At 37.7% G+C, this 19,850-nt stretch carries 16 protein-coding genes; 13 read left to right on the top strand and 3 right to left on the bottom strand.

The window, feature by feature from the left end; translation table 11 throughout:
* The first annotated feature begins 8 nt into the window (after positions 1-8).
* The 13 genes from BWI92_RS01995 to BWI92_RS01935 all read left to right on the top strand — a co-directional run bounded on the left by BWI92_RS01995 (position 9) and on the right by BWI92_RS01935 (position 17,989).
* Positions 9-6,656, top strand: a complete 6,648-nt coding sequence (locus BWI92_RS01995) for a tail fiber protein (RefSeq protein WP_095160446.1) — start codon at positions 9-11, stop codon at positions 6,654-6,656.
* 7 nt (positions 6,657-6,663) lie between these two features.
* Positions 6,664-7,014: a hypothetical protein gene (locus BWI92_RS01990; RefSeq protein WP_095160445.1), complete on the top strand. Its 351-nt coding sequence runs from the start codon at positions 6,664-6,666 to the stop codon at positions 7,012-7,014.
* Between the two features lie 142 nt (positions 7,015-7,156).
* Positions 7,157-7,459, top strand: a complete 303-nt coding sequence (locus BWI92_RS01985) for a hypothetical protein (RefSeq protein WP_095160444.1) — start codon at positions 7,157-7,159, stop codon at positions 7,457-7,459.
* A 55-nt stretch (positions 7,460-7,514) separates the two neighbouring features.
* The gene (locus tag BWI92_RS01980) at positions 7,515-8,159 is read left to right on the top strand and encodes a hypothetical protein (protein WP_095160443.1); all 645 of its coding nucleotides are present in this window, start codon (positions 7,515-7,517) and stop codon (positions 8,157-8,159) included.
* Complete coding sequence (locus BWI92_RS01975) at positions 8,119-8,652, top strand: hypothetical protein (RefSeq protein WP_141234670.1); 534 nt, start codon at positions 8,119-8,121, stop codon at positions 8,650-8,652. The genes BWI92_RS01980 and BWI92_RS01975 overlap by 41 nt, the downstream gene beginning before the upstream one ends.
* Positions 8,627-8,848 carry a hypothetical protein gene (locus tag BWI92_RS01970; RefSeq protein WP_095160441.1) on the top strand — a complete coding sequence of 74 codons (222 nt, stop codon included), beginning with the start codon at positions 8,627-8,629 and terminating at the stop codon, positions 8,846-8,848. The genes BWI92_RS01975 and BWI92_RS01970 overlap by 26 nt, the downstream gene beginning before the upstream one ends.
* Positions 8,848-9,072 (top strand): hypothetical protein, encoded by a 225-nt coding sequence (locus BWI92_RS01965; RefSeq protein ID WP_095160440.1) that lies wholly within the window; start codon positions 8,848-8,850, stop codon positions 9,070-9,072. Before BWI92_RS01970 ends, BWI92_RS01965 begins: the two co-directional genes overlap by 1 nt.
* Positions 9,032-10,597, top strand: a complete 1,566-nt coding sequence (locus BWI92_RS01960) for a hypothetical protein (RefSeq protein WP_095160439.1) — start codon at positions 9,032-9,034, stop codon at positions 10,595-10,597. Before BWI92_RS01965 ends, BWI92_RS01960 begins: the two co-directional genes overlap by 41 nt.
* Positions 10,584-14,381 carry a strawberry notch-like NTP hydrolase domain-containing protein gene (locus tag BWI92_RS01955; protein WP_095160438.1) on the top strand — a complete coding sequence of 1,266 codons (3,798 nt, stop codon included), beginning with the start codon at positions 10,584-10,586 and terminating at the stop codon, positions 14,379-14,381. The genes BWI92_RS01960 and BWI92_RS01955 overlap by 14 nt, the downstream gene beginning before the upstream one ends.
* A complete protein-coding gene (locus BWI92_RS01950) occupies positions 14,374-15,426 on the top strand; it encodes a hypothetical protein (RefSeq protein WP_095160437.1) in 1,053 nt (350 codons plus the stop codon). Before BWI92_RS01955 ends, BWI92_RS01950 begins: the two co-directional genes overlap by 8 nt.
* 26 nt (positions 15,427-15,452) lie before the next feature.
* Positions 15,453-16,154: a hypothetical protein gene (locus BWI92_RS01945; RefSeq protein WP_095160436.1), complete on the top strand. Its 702-nt coding sequence runs from the start codon at positions 15,453-15,455 to the stop codon at positions 16,152-16,154.
* Between the two features lie 558 nt (positions 16,155-16,712).
* Positions 16,713-17,333 carry a hypothetical protein gene (locus BWI92_RS01940; protein ID WP_095160435.1) on the top strand — a complete coding sequence of 207 codons (621 nt, stop codon included), beginning with the start codon at positions 16,713-16,715 and terminating at the stop codon, positions 17,331-17,333.
* A 110-nt stretch (positions 17,334-17,443) separates the two neighbouring features.
* Positions 17,444-17,989 carry a hypothetical protein gene (locus BWI92_RS01935; RefSeq protein ID WP_095160434.1) on the top strand — a complete coding sequence of 182 codons (546 nt, stop codon included), beginning with the start codon at positions 17,444-17,446 and terminating at the stop codon, positions 17,987-17,989.
* A 101-nt stretch (positions 17,990-18,090) separates the two neighbouring features.
* Here the strand turns inward: BWI92_RS01935 and BWI92_RS01930 are convergent, their stop codons facing one another.
* The 3 genes from BWI92_RS01930 to BWI92_RS01920 form a co-directional block, all read right to left on the bottom strand.
* A complete protein-coding gene (locus tag BWI92_RS01930; RefSeq protein ID WP_095160433.1) occupies positions 18,091-18,525 on the bottom strand; it encodes a hypothetical protein in 435 nt (144 codons plus the stop codon).
* 392 nt (positions 18,526-18,917) lie between these two features.
* On the bottom strand, positions 18,918-19,271 hold the full coding sequence (locus BWI92_RS01925; RefSeq protein ID WP_095160432.1) for a type II toxin-antitoxin system PemK/MazF family toxin: 354 nt from the start codon (positions 19,269-19,271) through the stop codon (positions 18,918-18,920).
* Positions 19,268-19,831 carry a hypothetical protein gene (locus BWI92_RS01920; protein WP_141234669.1) on the bottom strand — a complete coding sequence of 188 codons (564 nt, stop codon included), beginning with the start codon at positions 19,829-19,831 and terminating at the stop codon, positions 19,268-19,270. Before BWI92_RS01920 ends, BWI92_RS01925 begins: the two co-directional genes overlap by 4 nt.
* Positions 19,832-19,850: the final 19 nt, after the last annotated feature.

Genomic DNA, 19,850 nt, shown 5'->3' with positions numbered 1-19,850 from the left:
CACATTTTATGCCTGTAGAAAAGCTCATAACATGGAGTAACGGGAGACAAAAGGTAAAAAGCCTAGCAGTTCTTCCCTCAGCAGGAAGCTTTGACCAAGTTCTGGTCAAGGCTTCCTCTGCTGAGGGTGATGCTATCTGGAAGCCACTCTCTCAAGCAATGGTTATTGGAGCACTGTCGGTTGGTAGTATTAATCCAAGTTTCATTGCTCAAGACCCCAACAACCGATTTATCACTGATGCTCAGGCAAGCTACTGGAATGGCAAAGTAGATAGAAGCGAGCTTTCGGCATACTTACCTCTCACAGGGGGGAATATGGCGTATGGCGCAAAGATTTCTTTCGACCCTAACTCTTACATTGGTTATGGCAATGGTGATAATGCTACAACAAGTACATATAACTTTGAAATAGCCTCTTGGTGGGGTATTGGATTCAAATCAACTGTAGATAATACGACTCGAATTGTATTTGACACGCGTGCTGGTAGAATCCTTTCTAAAGCTGTTCGTGTCTCTGATTTTGCAGATGGTACTAACGCAGTACCTGTTATTTCAGATGCCAATGGGAATTTGGTAAAATCAGCTTTTTCAGCCGATTGGATTAATACAAATGGATACAAACGATTTGTCACTGACACTCTAATTAGCTATTGGAATGGTAAAGTTGACCGTACTGAACTTGGTGCATATCTACCACTCTCTGGTGGTAAAGTAACTGGCAGACTTGAAATATATGCTTCGGGAACCGACCTAACAAATGGTGATACTTTTCTAGGGCAAACTAAGCTACTGGTAACAACAACAGATATCAGTAAGCCTCCTGCTATTGCATTCCACACGCCAAGTATCTCCGCAGTAGTATTATATGAAAAACTTGGTAATCTGTATATTAGAGACTATGCAAGCACCTCCGACAATGTATTGTGGAGTCAAAAGAATCATGGTATTGGTTCTGGGCTAAATGCTGACTTATTGGATGGATACCATGCTTCCTATTTTACAGATGCAAACAACCTAGTTACAAATGCCAATAAGAGGCTAGTAACAGATACACAAATCTCATACTGGAATGATAAGGTTGAGAGAAATGAACTTTCTGCTTACCTTCCTCTTTCAGGCGGAACAATGACAGGGGTTATTAGGTTTAGTGGCGGTGGTGTAAATACAATAGGCAACGGTACTGGTGATGGAGCAACGACCTCAACCTATAACCTTCAAATTGGCTCTTGGTATGGAATTGGATTTAAAGATACTTGCTACGGAAATACGTACATAGTCTTTGACCTTCGGGAAGGAAGAATTCAATCAAAAGCTATACGTATTTCAGATTTCGCAGATGGACAGAATGCCGTCCCTGTTGTATCGGATGGAAGTGGCAATTTAGTCAAATCTGCCTTCTCTGCAGACTGGATTAATACAAGTGCTACTAAACGTTTTGTCTCAGATACGCAGATTAATTACTGGAATGGCAAGGTGGACAGAACTGAATTAGGAGCGTATTTACCTCTTTCAGGTGGCTATTTGACAGGTAAAGTTGAAATTCAAGCGGTTGGTGGTACGCATTGGTCTGATTCTAAGCTGGCAGTCATCACAACGGATAATACCAAGCATCCATCGATTACATTACATTCACCAGGAAGTTCTGCGGTAACTATTTACCAGAGAAACTTTGACTTATACATCAGAACCGATTATACTGACGCTGGAGCTTTGGTTCACAAAAGAATCTGGTCAGAAAATAACCACGGTATTGGCTCTGGTTTAAACGCTGACTTATTAGATGGATTCCATGCTTCTTATTTTACAGATGTAAATAATCTTATTACCACAACAGGTAAAAGATTGGTGTCAGATACTCAGGTATCTTACTGGAACGGTAAAGTAGATAGAAGTGAGCTTGGTGCGTATCTGCCACTCGCAGGTGGTACGATGACAGGTAGAGTTATGTTTGACCCGAACTGTTACTTTGCCTATGGTACTGGAGATGGTGCAACTCCAACAACTTATAACCTTGAAATCGCTTCTTGGTATGGGATTGGGTTCAAATCAACAATAGACAATATTACAAGAATTGTTCTTGATACTCGTGCTGGTAGAATCCTTACGAAGGCTATCCGTATCTCTGATTTTGCAGATGGAACCAATGCTGTCCCTGTAATTTCGGATGCAAATGGTAATCTTGTCAAATCAGCCTTTTCGGCAGATTGGATTAATACAAGCCCAAGCAAACGATTTGTATCTGACATACAGATTAATTACTGGAATGACAAAGTTGATAGAACTGAATTAGGCGCTTACCTTCCGCTTACAGGTGGCTATTTGACAGGTAAAGTTGAAATACAAGCTGTTGGGGGTACTCACTGGTCGGAATCGAAATTAGCGGTAGTAAATACGGATAATACTAAAAACGCTTCTATTTGCCTACATACACTAAACAAATCAGTAATCACAATCTATGAAAAAGATGCTGATTTGTTCATTAGAAGTGATATGTCGCAAGCTGGAGCAAATGTTCATAATAAAATTTGGACTCAGCTCAATCATGGAGTTGGCTCTGGATTGAATGCTGACCTTTTGGATGGATACCATGCCACATACTTTACAAATGCAGATAACATTATTTCCAATGCTAATAAGCGATTTGTGTCTGACACACAAATCTCGTACTGGAATGCAAAAGTTGATAGAACTGAACTTGGTGCATATCTACCACTCACTGGTGGTAAAGTAACTGGTAGACTTGAAATATATGCTTCGGGGACTGACCTAACAAATGGGGATACTTTTTTAGGACAAACTAAGCTACTGGTAACAACAACAGATACTAGTAAGCCTCCTGCTATTGCTTTTCACACGCCAAGTATCTCCGCAGTAGTACTATATGAAAAACTTGGTAATCTGTATATAAGAGACTATGCAAGTACCTCCGACAATGTATTGTGGAGTCAAAAGAATCATGGTATTGGTTCTGGGCTGAATGCTGACTTACTGGATGGGTTTCATGCAGCATATTTTATGGATGCCAATAACATCGTGACTAATGCAAACAAGAGGTTCATTACAGATACTCAAGTATCTTACTGGAACGGTAAAGTAGATAGAAGTGAGCTTGGTGCTTATCTGCCTCTAGCGGGTGGTACAATGACAGGAAGAGTCATGTTTGATACAAACTGTTACGTTGGTTATGGTACTGGGGATGGAGCAACACCAACCACTTACAACCTTGAGATTGCCTCATGGTATGGAATCGGATTCAAGGATACTAATGGGAACAAAACGAAAATCATTTTTGACACACGTGCTGGTAGAATCCTTGCAAGCTCTGTTCGCATCTCAGATTTTTCTGATGGTCAGAATGCCGTCCCTGTTGTATCGGATGGAAGTGGCAATTTAGTCAAATCAGCCTTTTCGGCAGATTGGATCAATACAAGTGCTACCAAACGATTTGTGTCTGACACACAGATTAATTACTGGAATGGTAAAGTTGATAGAACTGAATTAGGCGCTTACCTTCCGCTTACAGGTGGCTATTTGACAGGTAAAGTTGAAATACAAGCTGTTGGTGGTACTCACTGGTCGGAATCGAAATTAGCAGTAGTAAATACGGATAATACTAAAAACGCTTCTATTTGCCTACATACACTAAACAAATCAGTAATCACAATCTATGAAAAAGATGCTGATTTATTCATTAGAAGTGATATGTCTCAAGCTGGAGCAAATGTTCATAATAAAATTTGGACTCAACTCAATCATGGGGTTGGCTCTGGATTGAATGCTGACCTTTTGGATGGATACCATGCCACGTATTTTACAAATGTAGATAACATTATTTCCAATGCTAACAAACGATTTGTGGCAGACACACAAATCTCATACTGGAATGCAAAAGTTGATAGAGCTGAACTTGGAGCTTATTTACCGCTTTCAGGTGGTAAGGTAACTGGTAGACTTGAGGTATTTGCTGAAGGTATTGATCTTACCAATGGAAATACATCGATTGATACAGCTAAACTAGTTATAACAACCTCAAATACTAGTAAGCCACCAGCGATTGTTTTTCATACGCCCACTATTTCGTCAGTCGCTCTGTATGAAAAATCAGGAAATCTCTACATAAGAGATTTTGGAAGTACTTCTGATAATGTATTATGGAGTCAAAAGAATCATGGCATTGGTTCTGGGCTAAATGCTGACTTACTGGATGGGTTTCATGCAGCATATTTTACGGATGCCAATAACATCGTGACTAATGCAAACAAGAGGTTCATTACAGATACTCAAGTATCTTACTGGAACGGTAAAGTAGATAGAAGTGAGCTTGGTGCGTATCTGCCTCTTACAGGAGGAAATATGACATTTGGAGCTAAGATAAACTTTGGAGGCTCTGAGTACATTGGTTATGGTACTGGTGATGGTGCGACACCTAGTTCGTACAATATTGAAATAGCATCTTGGTATGGAATTGGGTTTAAATCAACAATAGACAATACCACAAGAATCGTATTCGATACACGTGCTGGTAGAATCCTTTCCAAAGCCGTTCGTATTTCAGATTTCGCAGATGGACAGAATGCCGTCCCTGTTGTATCGGATGGAAGTGGCAATTTAGTCAAATCTGCCTTCTCTGCAGACTGGATTAATACAAGTGCTACTAAACGTTTTGTCTCAGATACGCAGATTAATTACTGGAATGGCAAGGTGGACAGAACTGAATTAGGAGCGTATTTACCTCTTTCAGGGGGCTATCTGACAGGTAAAGTTGAAATACAAGCTGTTGGTGGTACGCATTGGTCTGATTCTAAACTAGCAGTTATAACAACGGATAATACCAAGCATCCATCTATTACACTACATTCACCAGGAAGTTCTGCGGTAACTATTTACCAAAGAAACTTTGATTTATACATCAGAACCGATTATACTGACGCTGGAGCTTTGGTTCACAAGAGAATCTGGTCAGAAAATAACCATGGAATTGGCTCTGGTTTGAACGCTGACTTATTGGATGGATTTCATGCTTCCTATTTTACTGATGTGAATAATCTTATTACCACAACAGGTAAAAGATTGGTGTCAGATACTCAGGTATCTTACTGGAACGGAAAAGTAGACAGAAGTGAACTTGGTGCATATCTACCACTCGCAGGTGGTACGATGACGGGAAGAGTCATGTTTGACCCAAACTGCTACTTTGCCTACGGTACTGGAGATGGTGCAACACCAACGACCTACAACCTTGAGATTGCCTCTTGGTATGGAATCGGATTCAAGGATACTAATGGGAACAAAACGAAAATTATTTTTGATACTAGAGCTGGTCAAATGCAGTCTAAGAAAGTTTTTATTGCTAACTTTGATGAAGCTTCATATCACTCAATATCTCTCGAACAAGGAAAAGTATCTTTCATACCAGCTAATGGTTTGGTTGGTGGTCACATTTCTGTTGGTAACGCTGATAGCGCAACGACTACAGGCTACAACCTCCAAATTGGTTCTTGGTATGGCATCGGTTTCAAAGACACGTGTTTTGGTAACACCCACATCGTTTTTGACCTTCGCCAAGGAAGAATACTTTCAAAAACAGTCCGTATTTCTGACTTTGCAGATGGAACTAATGCGGTTCCTGTTATTTCAGATGCAAATGGCAACTTAGTCAAATCAGCTTTTTCAGCCGATTGGATTAATGCAAATGCAAATAGACGCTTTGTAACAGATGCCCAAATTACCTACTGGAATTCAAAATCGGACAGTAACCATACCCACAATTGGGATAGTATCACTGGAAAGCCAGCGGTATTCAATATTTTACTGCAAGAGAATGCAAACGACAAGGGTATATACAACACCGTTAACTTTTCTTCTGGCGCTTACAACGTAGTACAAGTAGACGGAAATGTGGTCAGATACCATGTGGATGTTATCAACGATGATGCCAGATGGTCAAACGCCATTACGAATCCTGTATCAGTTGCACTAGTGAAATCAAAAATTGATGGTAAAGCTGATTGGGGGCATACCCACCATTGGGATAGTATTGTAGGAAAACCAGCTTTTAACATATCATTACAGGAAAATGCTGGAGATAAAGGGCAATACAGCACTATCAATTTTTCCTCTGGTGCTTACAACGTTGTTCAAGTAGACGGAAATGTGGTAAGATACCATGTGGATGTTGTCAACGATGATGCCAGATGGTCAAATGCTATTACTAATCCTGTGTCTGTGGCACTCGTGAAAAATAAAATTGATGGTAAAGCTGACTGGGGACATACCCACAACTGGGATAGCATCACAGGAAAACCGTCCGAGTTTAATCCAAGTGCGCATAGTCATCATTGGGATAGTATCGTAGGAAAGCCTGCGACCTTTAGCCCAAGTCCACATGGACACGATTGGAATGACATTTCAGGAGCTCCAATTTGGGTTTCAAACGGGTCTGCTCTTATTTCGAACTTTATTCTTTACAGTCCGAAGGGATGTATTTTTGGTGATATGAGTTCATTCAATAGCATTTTAACCTCCAGTTTGACGCTAACTGGAAGTGCTATCAATATTAAGGATATTCCTCAAGTGTCAAAAAGTAACGCCCCTTATGGATACTTAACAATCGACTACTGGGGAAATGTAGTTTTCGTTCAACACAATGTAACTTAAAATCAATATGTTTAAAGCAATCCTTGCCTCTAATAAACGGGGCATTTCAGAAATTGAGATGAACTATGACAACATCTCTGAGTCAAGAAAAACAATTAATGTCAGCTACAACGAAAAAATTGATATTTCGAAAATTGCTGATTCAAAAAAGTACCCTGATGCGACTGGTTTCGCCACCTCTCCAAAAAGTTGGGAGGCTAACCAAACTGAGTTTCAAAATTGGTACAATCAACCAGAAATTCTACTCATTGAAATCCTTGTGACAAGTTTGGGATTGGTGGCGACTGAAATTCAACAACTGGATCCACAAACATCAAACTACTCAACTATCAAATTGCTAAATCAAGTTGAAGCGTAGTTGGTAGCAAAACACAAATTCTCTGGTCTAATATTATCCGTAAATTCTTAGCATCTGCTACCAATTTATAGTGGCCACACACACAACAACAGTTGTTCGACACTATATTTTGGTAGCAACAAATCTTCTAATTACTAAAAAAATGAAAAAGGACATTCAACCAATTGTAAAAAAAGTAAGTCTTAACACGCCATTTTTGGGAATCGACAATAAACCTATTCTCGAAAATGGGCAAGAAGTAAATCTGGGTAAAATCGTTGGGCAAAGCATTGCCTACTCTACCTCAAACCAAAATGCTCAAAAGCTCATGTACATTGGTTTTCAATTGTATAATGGAGAAGATGTACAACTCGACCCACAAGACCTTAAAATCTTAAAAGATTTCATCGAGGCCGACACACAAATGACCAATGTGTTCAAGTATCGGGTTTTAGAGCAATTATAATCCAAGATACCATTGTAGTGTAATAGCAATATTACACTACATAATTTTCAAAATAATGGCAGCACAAGCAGGAACAGAATTATTTAGCATACAGCTCAATGGAGCGATATGCTATGAAAGTACAGATGATTTTCCCAATACGCTACGGCCTATGCAGACCTTCTATGGTGATACAGATGGAGCAGCTGAACCTCCCAAGGATAAGCTTTTCTTGTCTGGAGAGAGGGTAGGCATAACATTAGGGGAAACAAAATCAGTTGGAAATAAGCTCTATTATCACATAAAATCCACTACAGAAAATAGAGAAAAATCGGGTTTTAATGGATGGGGTAAAGGAGTTTATAATAAGGTAGAAGCCGTAGTATGGGTTCTCTCAACCGATGTTACCGATGATAAGCAAGAGGCCGACAAGTTATTAAATGAGAGAATAAACGCTAAGCAGGTTGCCAAAGACAAAGCAACTCAGAAAGTCTTAGATACAATTGAGGAGAACGATAATTCTTTCGCAGGTACAGAGGGAAATAGTGATAATGCACAATCACTCAATATCACAAAGCTACTAGCGATTGTGTTGGGATTTATTGCCATCATCATCATGGGTGTACTTCTATTCAAGTCAAAAAACAGGGAGCAAATTCAATTAGCAGGTAAAAAACACTATGGGGTTCTCAAAACAAAGTGGAAACAGCTCTTCAACTAACCAGAAGACATCCACATCAAATAGCTCAAGCAATTCGAGCACCAATAATCAAACGGCATTAAGTAGCTTACTTGGAAGCGGATTTGACACCTCAAGCAATATCAGTGTAGGAATGAGTGCAGACCCAGTAAGCGCCATTGTAGGCTCAGTGTCAGGCGTAGTTCAAGCCTTCGTCAATGCAGATTCAAAAAAGGAAGTTGCTAGACTCCAAGTAGAAGCTGAACAACTGCAAGTCGAAGCTGAAGATGCCAAAGCTGACCAAGAGCTTTACAAGGTTTTACAGGAAAAAGTAAAGACCAAACAACAGCAATTGCAAACTGCGGCAGACAAAGCTAAACAAACAGCCACAAACAATATGCTGATTTTCTTAGGTGTTCTTGTCTTTGCCTTGGGAATCATCTTTGTCGTATTCAAGTACCTATTTGGTAAACCAAAGCAAGCCATCACACCAAAACCAACCACTAACAATGTTCAAACTATTCAAGCTAATTGAGATTTATAATAAGCTCAAAAGCCAGACTTACTTCTTTCATTCAAGAAACCAAAAGGTATCCTTAGTCATTCAAGATGCCAGAGTGACACAGGTACTCTTCAACGGACCTAATCCGAGCCCTGACGATATCAAGGACGCCATCAACCAAGGCGCTGAGTATATTGAATCTGAGGTCAAAAAATCCTTTGGGCTATAATGGACACTCAACAGGCGTTCATCAATTTGTTTGCAAGCTTCTATCGTCGTGGATTTACAGAGGCACAATCCTGCTCAACCTGTGCTGAGCAGGATTTAAGTGATTTATCTATATCCAAAGCAAAGGAGTTCTACCAGCAATACCAACCACTCATTGAAAATCTAGGTATTTATGCCTTTTTATATGAATCAGAGCTTACTTTTACAGCAGCCCAAAAAGAATGATTTTATCGAATTAATCAATTATTCGGGGGATGATACATTCAACCTAATCACACAAAATCTTATTCCCAAATCCATTGAACAAACCACCGTTCTATCTAATCAATTTAAACTTTACTCAGGTGTTGTTCTTTGTCAAAAAATTTACGAGTTTTGTAAAGCGTATATCAATTACCGTTTCGACAAAGAAGGTACTGAACAAATCAGATTACCCAGACGTACTTGGGCAGATAGACAAAAGGGCGTAGACTGCGAAGATTTTACCATTTTCATCTCTTCTATTTTACACAATCTCAAAGTTAACCACACGATTAAGATGGTTGATTTTGGGCAAGGATGGCAACATATCTATGTGGTTGTTTCCGATATAGTACTTGACCCAGTTCAAGATAAATTTAATTATGAGGACTCATATGAAACAGCTCGTGAGTATGATTTTGACTTCGCTTCCTTAGGTTCTATCGGTAGAAGCTTGAGTATAACTTCGAGTGAAAAGCAATTCGTTCAACAGGTACAATTAGAGCTTGAGCGCAATGAGAAACATAACAAAAGAAGTATTGAAAAGCTCGCTAGTAAGTTTGGAATCACTGATAAAACGGATATCAAAGAACTCACCGAATTAGCCATTGTTAATGTTTGTAGAAAGATTGCCAATGATAAGGCTCTAAGCGACTATGAAAAGTACCTTAGTATTCTTGAAACTTATCGAAATCAGGTAATACTTTCACATAGAACCAGTATTTCGATTTTATTACAACAGTACTCAACAGCATCTCCCATTGCTTATTTAGCAGGGTTGTATGTAAAAAATGGAGTACAAAATTATCAAGGTCAAATTTTTGAACCAACAGCAGGTAACGGCATGATGACCATTGCTTTTCGTCCTGAGCAATGCACCGTCAACGAAATTGATGATACCCGATACAAGAATTTATTAACTCAAGGTTTTAGAAAAGCAACGCAAATCAATGCTATCTACAACACGCCTAACGAGAAGTTTGATGGAGTCATTACCAATCCTCCATTTGGGGCAGTTGACCAAAGGGATTACCTAAAAATCGACAATAAATACATTCTCAAAGACCTTGACCATATTCTTAGCTATTATGCGCTCAACAATTTAAAATCAGATGGTCGATGTGCCATTATCATAGGTGGACACACGCATTATGACAGTGAAGGCAGGGTTCAGGCAGGTAAAAATAGAATTTTCCTAAGTTACCTATATCGCTATTTTAAGGTAGATGACGTAATTAACATCAATGGCGACCTTTACTCCAGACAAGGAACAAGCTTTGATATTCGACTTATTCTTATTTCTGGCATAAAACAAGTAGCTGAGGGATTTGCACCTCTCAAGGAACAAGCCAGAGGTGAAGTGATAAATACTTTCGAAGAGCTTTACGAAAGAGTTACTTCCAATTTTAGTCAAGAAACAACTAGCACTCTCAAAATTAAATACAAATATAGACTAAGGCTTCAATTACAGTCGAAGTCGCTTTCATCAGTACTACATGAAAAAAACTAAAAAATTGATGGATATTGCCCTTGGCATGAAGTACCCTGTACTTTCTCAGGGACAATCTCTTGATGTGGACACACCCGATTCTATGGCGTTTGAAATCAATCAAGCGCTACAAAATCTCAAACAAGCCATCGGCGGTGACGTGGATGCCTTCGTCCAAAGTCGTTTGAAGTACCTAACCAAGGCAGCTCTTTACAAAGCTTTATCGGCTGAGCAAATCGATGCTGTAGCACTTGCCATCTATAACATTGAAGCAAAAAATCAAGGGATTATCATCGCTGACCAGACTGGAATCGGTAAAGGGCGTATCGCTGCTGCAATGATTAGATATGCTACCAAACAAGGATATAGACCCGTCTTTATTACAGAGAAACCAAATCTATTTTCTGATTTGTATCGAGATATGGACGACATTGGAAGCAAGTCACTAAATCCTTTTATTGTGAATGCTCGTGATGCAAAGACTCAAATCAAAGACCGAAACGGAGACTTGCTATATGCTCCCCCAATGAAATCGGAACAAGATAGCATTATCAAATCTGGAATTCTTCCAAGAGAATATGACCTTGTTATGCTAACCTATTCTCAGGTATCAGACTCAAAAGGATCTCCCAAAATTGAATTCTTAACGAGCGTAGCAAAAGGCTCTATCTTGATTCTTGATGAAGCTCATAATGCCTCAGGGGTATCTAACACAGGCCAAATCCTGATGAATGCTTGTGCCCAAGCCAAAGGGGTTACATTCCTTTCAGCAACTTTTGCGAAAAGACCTGATAATATGCCACTGTATGCTATGAAAACTTGTATTTCGGAAGCTGCCATTGATACAGAATCTCTCGTAAGTGCCTTCAAACAGGGTGGTGTGGCACTGCAAGAAGTTGTAGCATCTCAATTGGCTAGTCAGGGACAACTCATTCGTCGTGAGCGCTTGTATGAAGGCATTGAAGTAAACTATATCAATCTTGATAAAAACGCTTTAAGGGATAGAAAAATAGCAGATGAGTTTACTGAAATTGTTAGAGACATCATTGATTTTCAGAAGGAGTATATTATTCCTGAAGTTCAACAACTCGACAAACAGGTTCGTGATAGTCAAGCCCAAGCAATTATTGAAAATGGTACTAAACGTGCTGGTGTTGATGCTTCTCCTGCCTTTTCAAAGGTGTTTATGTTGGTCAACCAAATGCTTTTTGCCCTAAAAGCTGATGATGTGGCAAACCGTGCTATATTGAGATTGAAAGAGGGTAAAAAGCCTGTTATAGCTTTTTCTTCAACGATGGGGTCTTTCTTAGAAAATATGGAGGATGAAGAAGGCACAATGGTCTCAGATGGTTCTACTATTTCAGCTTCGTTTAGTAATGTTCTCCTAAAGTCCCTAAATGCGGTACTAGCCTATTCAATCAAGGATGAGGTGGGGAAACACCAAAAAAATGCGTTCGATATTGAAGCCATGTCCATGGATGCTCGTGATGAGTATTTCCGTATTTTCAATAAAATACAAAATGCTTCACGCTCGCTATGTATTTCACCCATTGACTACATCAAGCAAAAAATAGAAGCCTATGGCTATAAGGTGGCTGAGGTTACAGGACGTAAATTGGAAGTAAATCTTTCTATCAATTTTACCAACGTATCACTTAATGGTCTTGGTGAAAGATTGTCTGAAAAAACTACTCAAAATTTTGTCGGAGTGGTCTCTCGAAGAAAAGCGGAAAATGTAAATGATGCCTTTAGAAGATTCAATGACAATGAAATAGATGTCTTGATGATTAACCAAAGTGGTTCTACTGGCGCTTCAGCTCATGCCATCATTACGGCTAAAGTACCTGCTGAAAAGGTCAAACAAAGGGTAATGATTGTTCTGCAAGCTGAATTGGATATTAATACTGAAGTACAAAAAAGGGGGCGAATAAACAGAACGGGGCAGATTAAGAAGCCTATTTACGATTACCTTATTTCCTCGATTCCAGCGGAAAAAAGACTCATGATGATGTTGCAGAAAAAGCTAAAATCTTTGGATGCTAACACAACAGCTAACCAAAAGAACTCTGAATCTTTGATGAAATCAGAAGATTTTTTGAACAAGTATGGTGATGAGATTGTGTTTAAATACATGCAAGAGAATACAGACCTTTGCTTACAACTTGATGACCCTCTTAATTTGTTCGAAGAAGATAAAGACCCGATCCAAATTGGAGCAGCCAGTAAAGTTTCTGGTCGAGTTGCAGTATTACCAGTACATGAGCAGGAAAAGTTTTATACTGAGATTTTGGAGCGCTACCAAGAGCATATCAAACAGTTAATCGAAGATGACAAGTTTGACCTTGAGGTTGAAACACAGGACCTGCGTGCAAAAACATTGGAAAGAACTATCGTACAAGTAGGTACGGGAGGTAGAAGCCCATTTTCTGACAATACATTTATCGAACGTTGTGAAGTAAATGTATTAAGAAAACCAATGAGTGTCTCTGAGTTACACGACGAGTTAAAAGCATCATTAGATGGTAAAAGACCTGAGCAAATTACTCAAGAGATTATTCTACAGGCTGAAAACTCCTTTGCTCTAATTCTTAAAAGAGACATTGAGAAAATAGAGAAAAGTTATGCCCTAAAAAGAGAAAGAATTACTTCTGAGAAAGCTTACCAAGAAAAAGCAGAAAAAGGAATACCTGCTGCTTTAGATTCTTATGTTCAAAGCAGGCTGATTGAGCTTGAAGAGGCTGAAGAATCATCCATCAATGATTGTAAAAGAAAATCGGCTAATGAATTATCTTACGTGAAAGAAATTGTAGGCTTCTTCCAAGTTGGAATGCCTCTATTATTTCCTGAAAATAATTTCGAAAATGGAAGCGTAACGAGAGTATTAGCCACTTGTTTAGGAGTCAGAATTAATCCAACAAAAGATAAACCTTTTTCGCCATCCAATATAGGGCTTCGAATTGCAATAGCTTCCTCGAGAAGATTACTCTCATTTCCGTCCATCTCAGGAAGTAATTCGGAAAGGATTTTTTCTATCAAAGGAACCTCTCAAAAAATGCCTCAAAATTACTCTTTCGTTAAAGAGCTTTTGCCTAAATGGGAGACCGCTATTTCGAATAACTTAAAGGATAGAAGTATTAGATACATCGTTACTGGTAATTTAATTCAAGCATACCGTAACGATAATTTTTCAGGGCGATTAGTTCAGTTTACCACTCTTGAAAATAAAGTTAGAAAAGGAATCCTTCTTCCAGAAAACTACATTCAAAAAGCAAGTAGAACCTCGTCACAGAAAGTAAGTGTACCTATCAATAAGTGCTTGAAGGTTGTCTCAAGTATTATGACCAACCAATCGTTACAGTGTTCTAATACTTTGTCTATCTTCAGAAAAGACCCTTATCACTTTAAACTGATTGTTTCAGCCAGTAAACAGGTGGCTGGAAATGTGTACCTAGACGAAGATATTCTTTCTGCTATTGTTGGAAACTCTTTCGAAAAGGTTTCTGCTACCATGACAGCGTTAGTCCATGTCAGTAACCTAAGTAAAGTCCTCAATACTTTAGGTGGCAAACTAAAGGTAAGTGCTGAGCTAAGCCCTGAGCAATTTAAAATTATTGCTGATGAAGTAAACCTTGAAAATCAGTTTAGTGATGAGCTTCAAGATCTGCCTGTATTTAATAGTCCAACCTTAGTGCAGGAACAGCCTAAGAACGATGATGCTAAAAGAGTTCTTACCCTCAAGTATAAATATCGTTTAAGGTTGCAGTTACAAATTCTTGAAAGAAATAAGCTATTACAAAATGGTTAAAGATAGCACAATTGGTAAACTCCCCCTTTCTCTCTACAGTCAGAGAGAAAGGTTTTTGGTAGCGCTTTGGAAATACTTTAAAAGTACAGGAATCTCTGGTGATAAAATCGATGGAAATGCAATTCCGTTCTTGAGTGTCCAAGAACTGGCTGACTATATCAGAAAAAACTTTGAGGTTAACTCCGCTGAGGCTGTTTTTGAAAATAGTATTCTTAAACTGAAGGTTACACTAAGTGACAACTCATCTGTAACCTTCAATCCGTATCAACTATCAAACTTGATTTATAGAATTGAAGGTGAAGAAGCTCTGAAGCCAGAACCCAATGAATTGATTAGTCCATCTAATCCGAAGTTCATGAAATTCATGGCAAAGTTTCTCGACCAGAGTTCCATATCACAAGACTACGGAATATGCTTTTCAGATGACGGGGTATTTAGTGCAAATCATTTTTCCATGATTTGGATACATACCAAGGGTTCACAAAGAGGGCATTATACAGAGCATGGTCTAAAGTTCGATGTGAAGTGGCCACCCAACTACTTAAGAGGTGTACCAGACATTGAAAAACATACCTTTGGAATTAATGTAGCTGAGTTGCTCAGCATCGTCGAAAAGTTCAACAGAATCGATGTAGCTGAAGGAGTTGAACACCCAAGAATCACTATTTCGGGAACTAGGTTTAGCGTTCGTGTCAACTCCAGCACCAATCTAAAATGGGCAGAGGGAATACAGACCAGTGGGCATTTTGTCTCACCTTCTGAAACCAATAGCGTCACTTTAATCAATGCGACTATTCTACCGATTTTAAAATTGCTTAAATCACAACAGGTAAAATATATCTACCTCAAGGTGAATCGTCAAAAAAGTGTGAGAATTGATGTCAATCTCAAGGATTATGGAGATGCTACCATTATTTTTTCTCAAAAAGCTGAATTGGATAAACTGGAGAAAATAGAAGACAAAGACCCTAAGATTATCTCGAAGAAATACACCTATCGATTAAGATTACAACTCCAGCAAATGGAATTACAAAAACTTAAATAATAACATTCACTCTCAAAATACATAACATGAATACTTCAAAAAACATCGAATTAGTAAAAAGTATTACTCCTTCTCAGTTAGCTCAACTAGACAAAGTTTCACAGGAGAACTATCAATTGTTAAAAGAGGATACTGAGGGATTTTCGGATTTTGACACTTTGTTCTCAATTTCAACGGAAGCAGAAGAAACCCTTGACGCACTAATACAAACCGCAGAAGCAGTTGGTATATTCCAAAAACAGGAAAAGCCAAAATCAACAACTTCAAAAGCTCCAAGTAAGAAAAAAATATCCAACTCAGTTGACAAAAGAGCACAACAAAAGGTCGAGAAACAAACCTTGGAAAGAGACAATCTCGAAAAGGAAGTAGAAGAGTTAAAAGCAACCGTGATTTCAAACGCTCAATTCAAAGAAAAGATAGCAGCAGAATTAAGAAAGTTCCTCAAAGTTAGCCAAACAGGATTATCAGGGGTATTAACCAAAAACCAAAAAGAGTTAACCTTGGAAGAGCAAATTCAAATTCTGAAAGGCAAAAGAAAATTCTATAAGAATCTCATCAAAGGTGATACAGCAGATTTCAAAGCTATTGCCTTACGTATAGGTTTAGATTTCAAAAAGTCTAAACCAAAACCTAAGAAGCAAAGTCTTTCAGGAGTTCCTCAAACCATTGCAGGCACAAAGAAAAACGTCTCATTAATTGATAAATTCAAGCACTGGTGGGATAATTAATCTTGCTACCAAAAATGAAAGCCCGGTAATGAAATAACATCAAATGCCAGGAACGAATTGGTAGCAAAAACCAACTTCTTACGGACAATATTTAACCAGGGAATTTGTGTTTTGCTACCAGTTTAAATTGTTTACAAAAGTGTTCCTTAAATGGTATAATTCAAAAGCTATTTTAAGACGCCTTGAAACGCATAAATATACTAGACAATACTTGTACCAACTATCAAAGTGTATTTTAGTATAATTCCTCTTGAAAAATGGTATAATAAAATGAGCTGAAGCCTTCCTTTCATTGAGTAACGAGAAAAGTCCTCCAGTAAAACCAAAGGACTTTCGAGATTAATAGTTCTACACCTATTTTGTATTTAAAACGAATTAACTAAAATATTGTCACACTAGAAAGGTTTTTTATTTTTTGGTAGCAAAAAGGTAGTGGCCAGATCTACTTCAGATAACAGTTACAGTTGTTTTTGCTACCAAAAATTTCTCAAGCTTTGCCTGATCAGGACGATATCAGGAATTAACAATCTAACTATTGCTACCAAAATCAATTTTAAAATGAAAAAAGCATTAATAGTAATTGGCTCAATTATTCTTGGAGGAGTAATCTATTTCGTGGGCAAATCTAAAAGATGGTGGACTCGAAGTATTGTCAAAACAAAAGATTCATCTAATGGGAGTGCCACAGTCAATAACCCTATGATTAAACTTAGTTCCAAACTGTCAAGCTTGGGTTTAAACAGCAATTCAAATATTGAAGTCAAAAACCCAAATGTCAACACTTCACCTTCACCGAATAATAGCTCCATTGTTGATACTTCGATTGTACGTATTTTTTGGAATGGTCAAAATGTCTATGCCAAGAAGGGAGGGAAATATGCGTATGAATTAGTAGAATATGGTTTCGGGTTCTTGCAGGATGGAACAATAGTTTATCAATATCCTAAAGATGGGATTTGGATATTTTCAACAAGCCCATATTTGAGTAGTATCAATGAATATGGTGTTGACACCAATAGTGCTTATGATAGTTGGTATGGTATCTCTATATATAGGCTTAGACCTCAAGGAAGTTCCAGTGATCCGTTTGTAATTGGATACCTTTATGATGGCACATCTGTTTTTGAAAGATGGGACAATGAAGGTACTCCAGATGAACGTAAGGTATATTATTGGTAGCAATAAATCTCACTTCAGTTGAGCAGCCTATTAAATATTGCTATCAAAAAAATAGGATTACATTTAATTATAAATCTATCAAGTGTTAAATAACATAATTTGCTATCAAAATGAAAAAAACATTATTGATTATCCTAACAATTACAGTGGCCATAATCACTTACTTCATCGGTAAATCGAAAGGTTGGTGGAATTTATTCCTAAATAATAACGCCGACTCGTCCAGTAGTAAAACTAATACTCTTGCCAAACTTACCAAAAAGGCAAGAAGCCTCGACTCCACGGTAAATGAATATGGAGTAGACACAGCCATAGTACAAGTAAACTGGGATGGCAAAGAAGTATATCAATTAAAGGACTCAGAAAGACCCACAGAGAAGTTTTCAGTAGGGTATTTATATGATGGTACAATTGTTTATCAATACCAAGAAAATGGCGTTTGGGTTTTTTCTACAGAACCCTATAAGCCAACTCAAAATAATTACGGTGTAGATACCAGAACGATATTGGACTACTATAATGGAATCCCTATCTATCAATTTGGGAGTGGTACAAAACCTGAGGGGGCTATAGGTTTTTTGGATGATGGTACTCCTGTATATGAAAGCTGGATAAATGAAGGTACTCCAGATGAGAAAAAAGTATATTATTGGTAATAACTGAACTAGAATAAATTTTGCTACTATTTACTTAGAGAGGCACGAAATTAGATGTTACATCTTCTATAGTGCCTCTTTAGTTTTACACTTTGTCTAATCTACTGTAGCAAAATGCTTTTCAAATCAACCAAAGGAAATATTTCATTTTGCAAAACAGTTCCTTTCATTCTTTCCGAAAGTATTCCTCTAATAGTCCCTGTAACTATTGTAGTTAAACTTAATATAAGGGTGTCAGGAAGTGCAAAAGAAGAGGAAGAATCTTGCCGAATAACTGACGATAGTGGGTATATCTTAAACTTAACAAGCGTTTTCATTTCTGCATACTTTACATTTCGCCTTTTTAAGTTAAGTACTACAATCGAGGTTACACCTATTTCACTTGATTCTTCAAAAAGTTGAAAGTTATATTGTGTTTGAAACTCTATCTCCCTATCCTCTATTGGGTCAAGACCTTCTATTTCGAACTGTGAGAAACTAAGAACTCGAATTGTTGAAATTCCTATCTGAAGGTTTGCTATATTTAGATTATCCATGTAGCTCTAGTATTTTAGGTATTTACTGGTAAGTTTAAATCTATTATGATAAGGTTGCTCTAAAACGGAAAAACAGCCAATACAGAATATAGGCTGTTTCTGATTGCTTGTGATATTTGAGACTAAGTATTTATCAATAAAGCCTCAAATTTTACCAAAAGTATTAAATTATCTTTTTAGTAAAAAATAAACTCATTGTAAACTACTAGGATTGCGTAAAGTTATAAAAATAGGTTTAACACAATTAGCGGTTAGGTATCGCTAAAAATACTAAGGCAAAAATTAGTCCAATTATCAATATAGTGTATTCTTGGTAAAAGAAAAAAAGCCCTTCAAATTAGAATGAAGGGCTTTTTTTTCTTTTATGGGTTTGAATTACGCTTTAAAAAATATCACTGTGGTAAATCAAGAAGGTCACTTAGAACAGTCAACACTTTGAAAAAGTGACTATTAGGTAGTACGCCAACTCTCTTAGTGATACGTTGGCTCGAAACACTTCGAATTTGATGACAAAGTGCATAAGAATCGGATTTAAGTCCACCATTTCCTTTTTTTACTTCGACAACGCTATACAATGAAGACTTTGGCTTGCTGGTGAATGGCACTATGATTGCCAGTTCGAGAGCATTTATCGATGAAATAATCAAACATGGGCGTGCATTTGCTTGTTCATGGCCTTTTACTTGGTCAGGCACTGTTCCTAGGTCTACAAAAACTATTTCTGCTTTTTGGTAATTTGGCTTCATAAATTTAAAACATATTCAGCTAACCCTTGTTCCAATAAAATAGAATCCTCATCAGATAGCTTTTGATTTTCAATATCGAACACATTAATCTTAGGGATTAACATCCCTAATTCCATAGCGCATGCTCCGTACTCTTGTGCTGTATTTGCAACAAAGCTTGAGACTTGGTTTAGTTTGGAAGGACTAATCTTTAAATTATCTTCAAGGATAAAAAGTGATGTTAGTAACGATATTTCGAGTAGAATTGAAGTATCAACCCAATTAATTACTTTTTCACTTTCTACTGGAGGGATATTGGCATAAATTCCAGCTACGAAGACATTATAATTTTGAGGAATAGATGACAAAACATCACGTCTTTCAAGCTCATTTATTTTCTCAAAATAATCTTCTTGTAATCCTTGAGAAAGTTTGGCAATTACTCTTAGATTAGTTCTAATGGCAAAATTAACATTGTCTATAAGTTCGTGTTTATCGCTAGAGACAAGTTCTTTCGAAAAACTACTATTGAAACTATCCATCACTTTCGACAAATCAGATACATTAAACTTTTTTGCCAAAAACCACTTCAATGTTAAA

This window comes from Flectobacillus sp. BAB-3569 (assembly GCF_002270355.1).
GTDB lineage: Bacteria > Bacteroidota > Bacteroidia > Cytophagales > Spirosomataceae > Flectobacillus > Flectobacillus roseus.
This window is presented reverse-complemented; position numbering and strand designations above follow the sequence as displayed.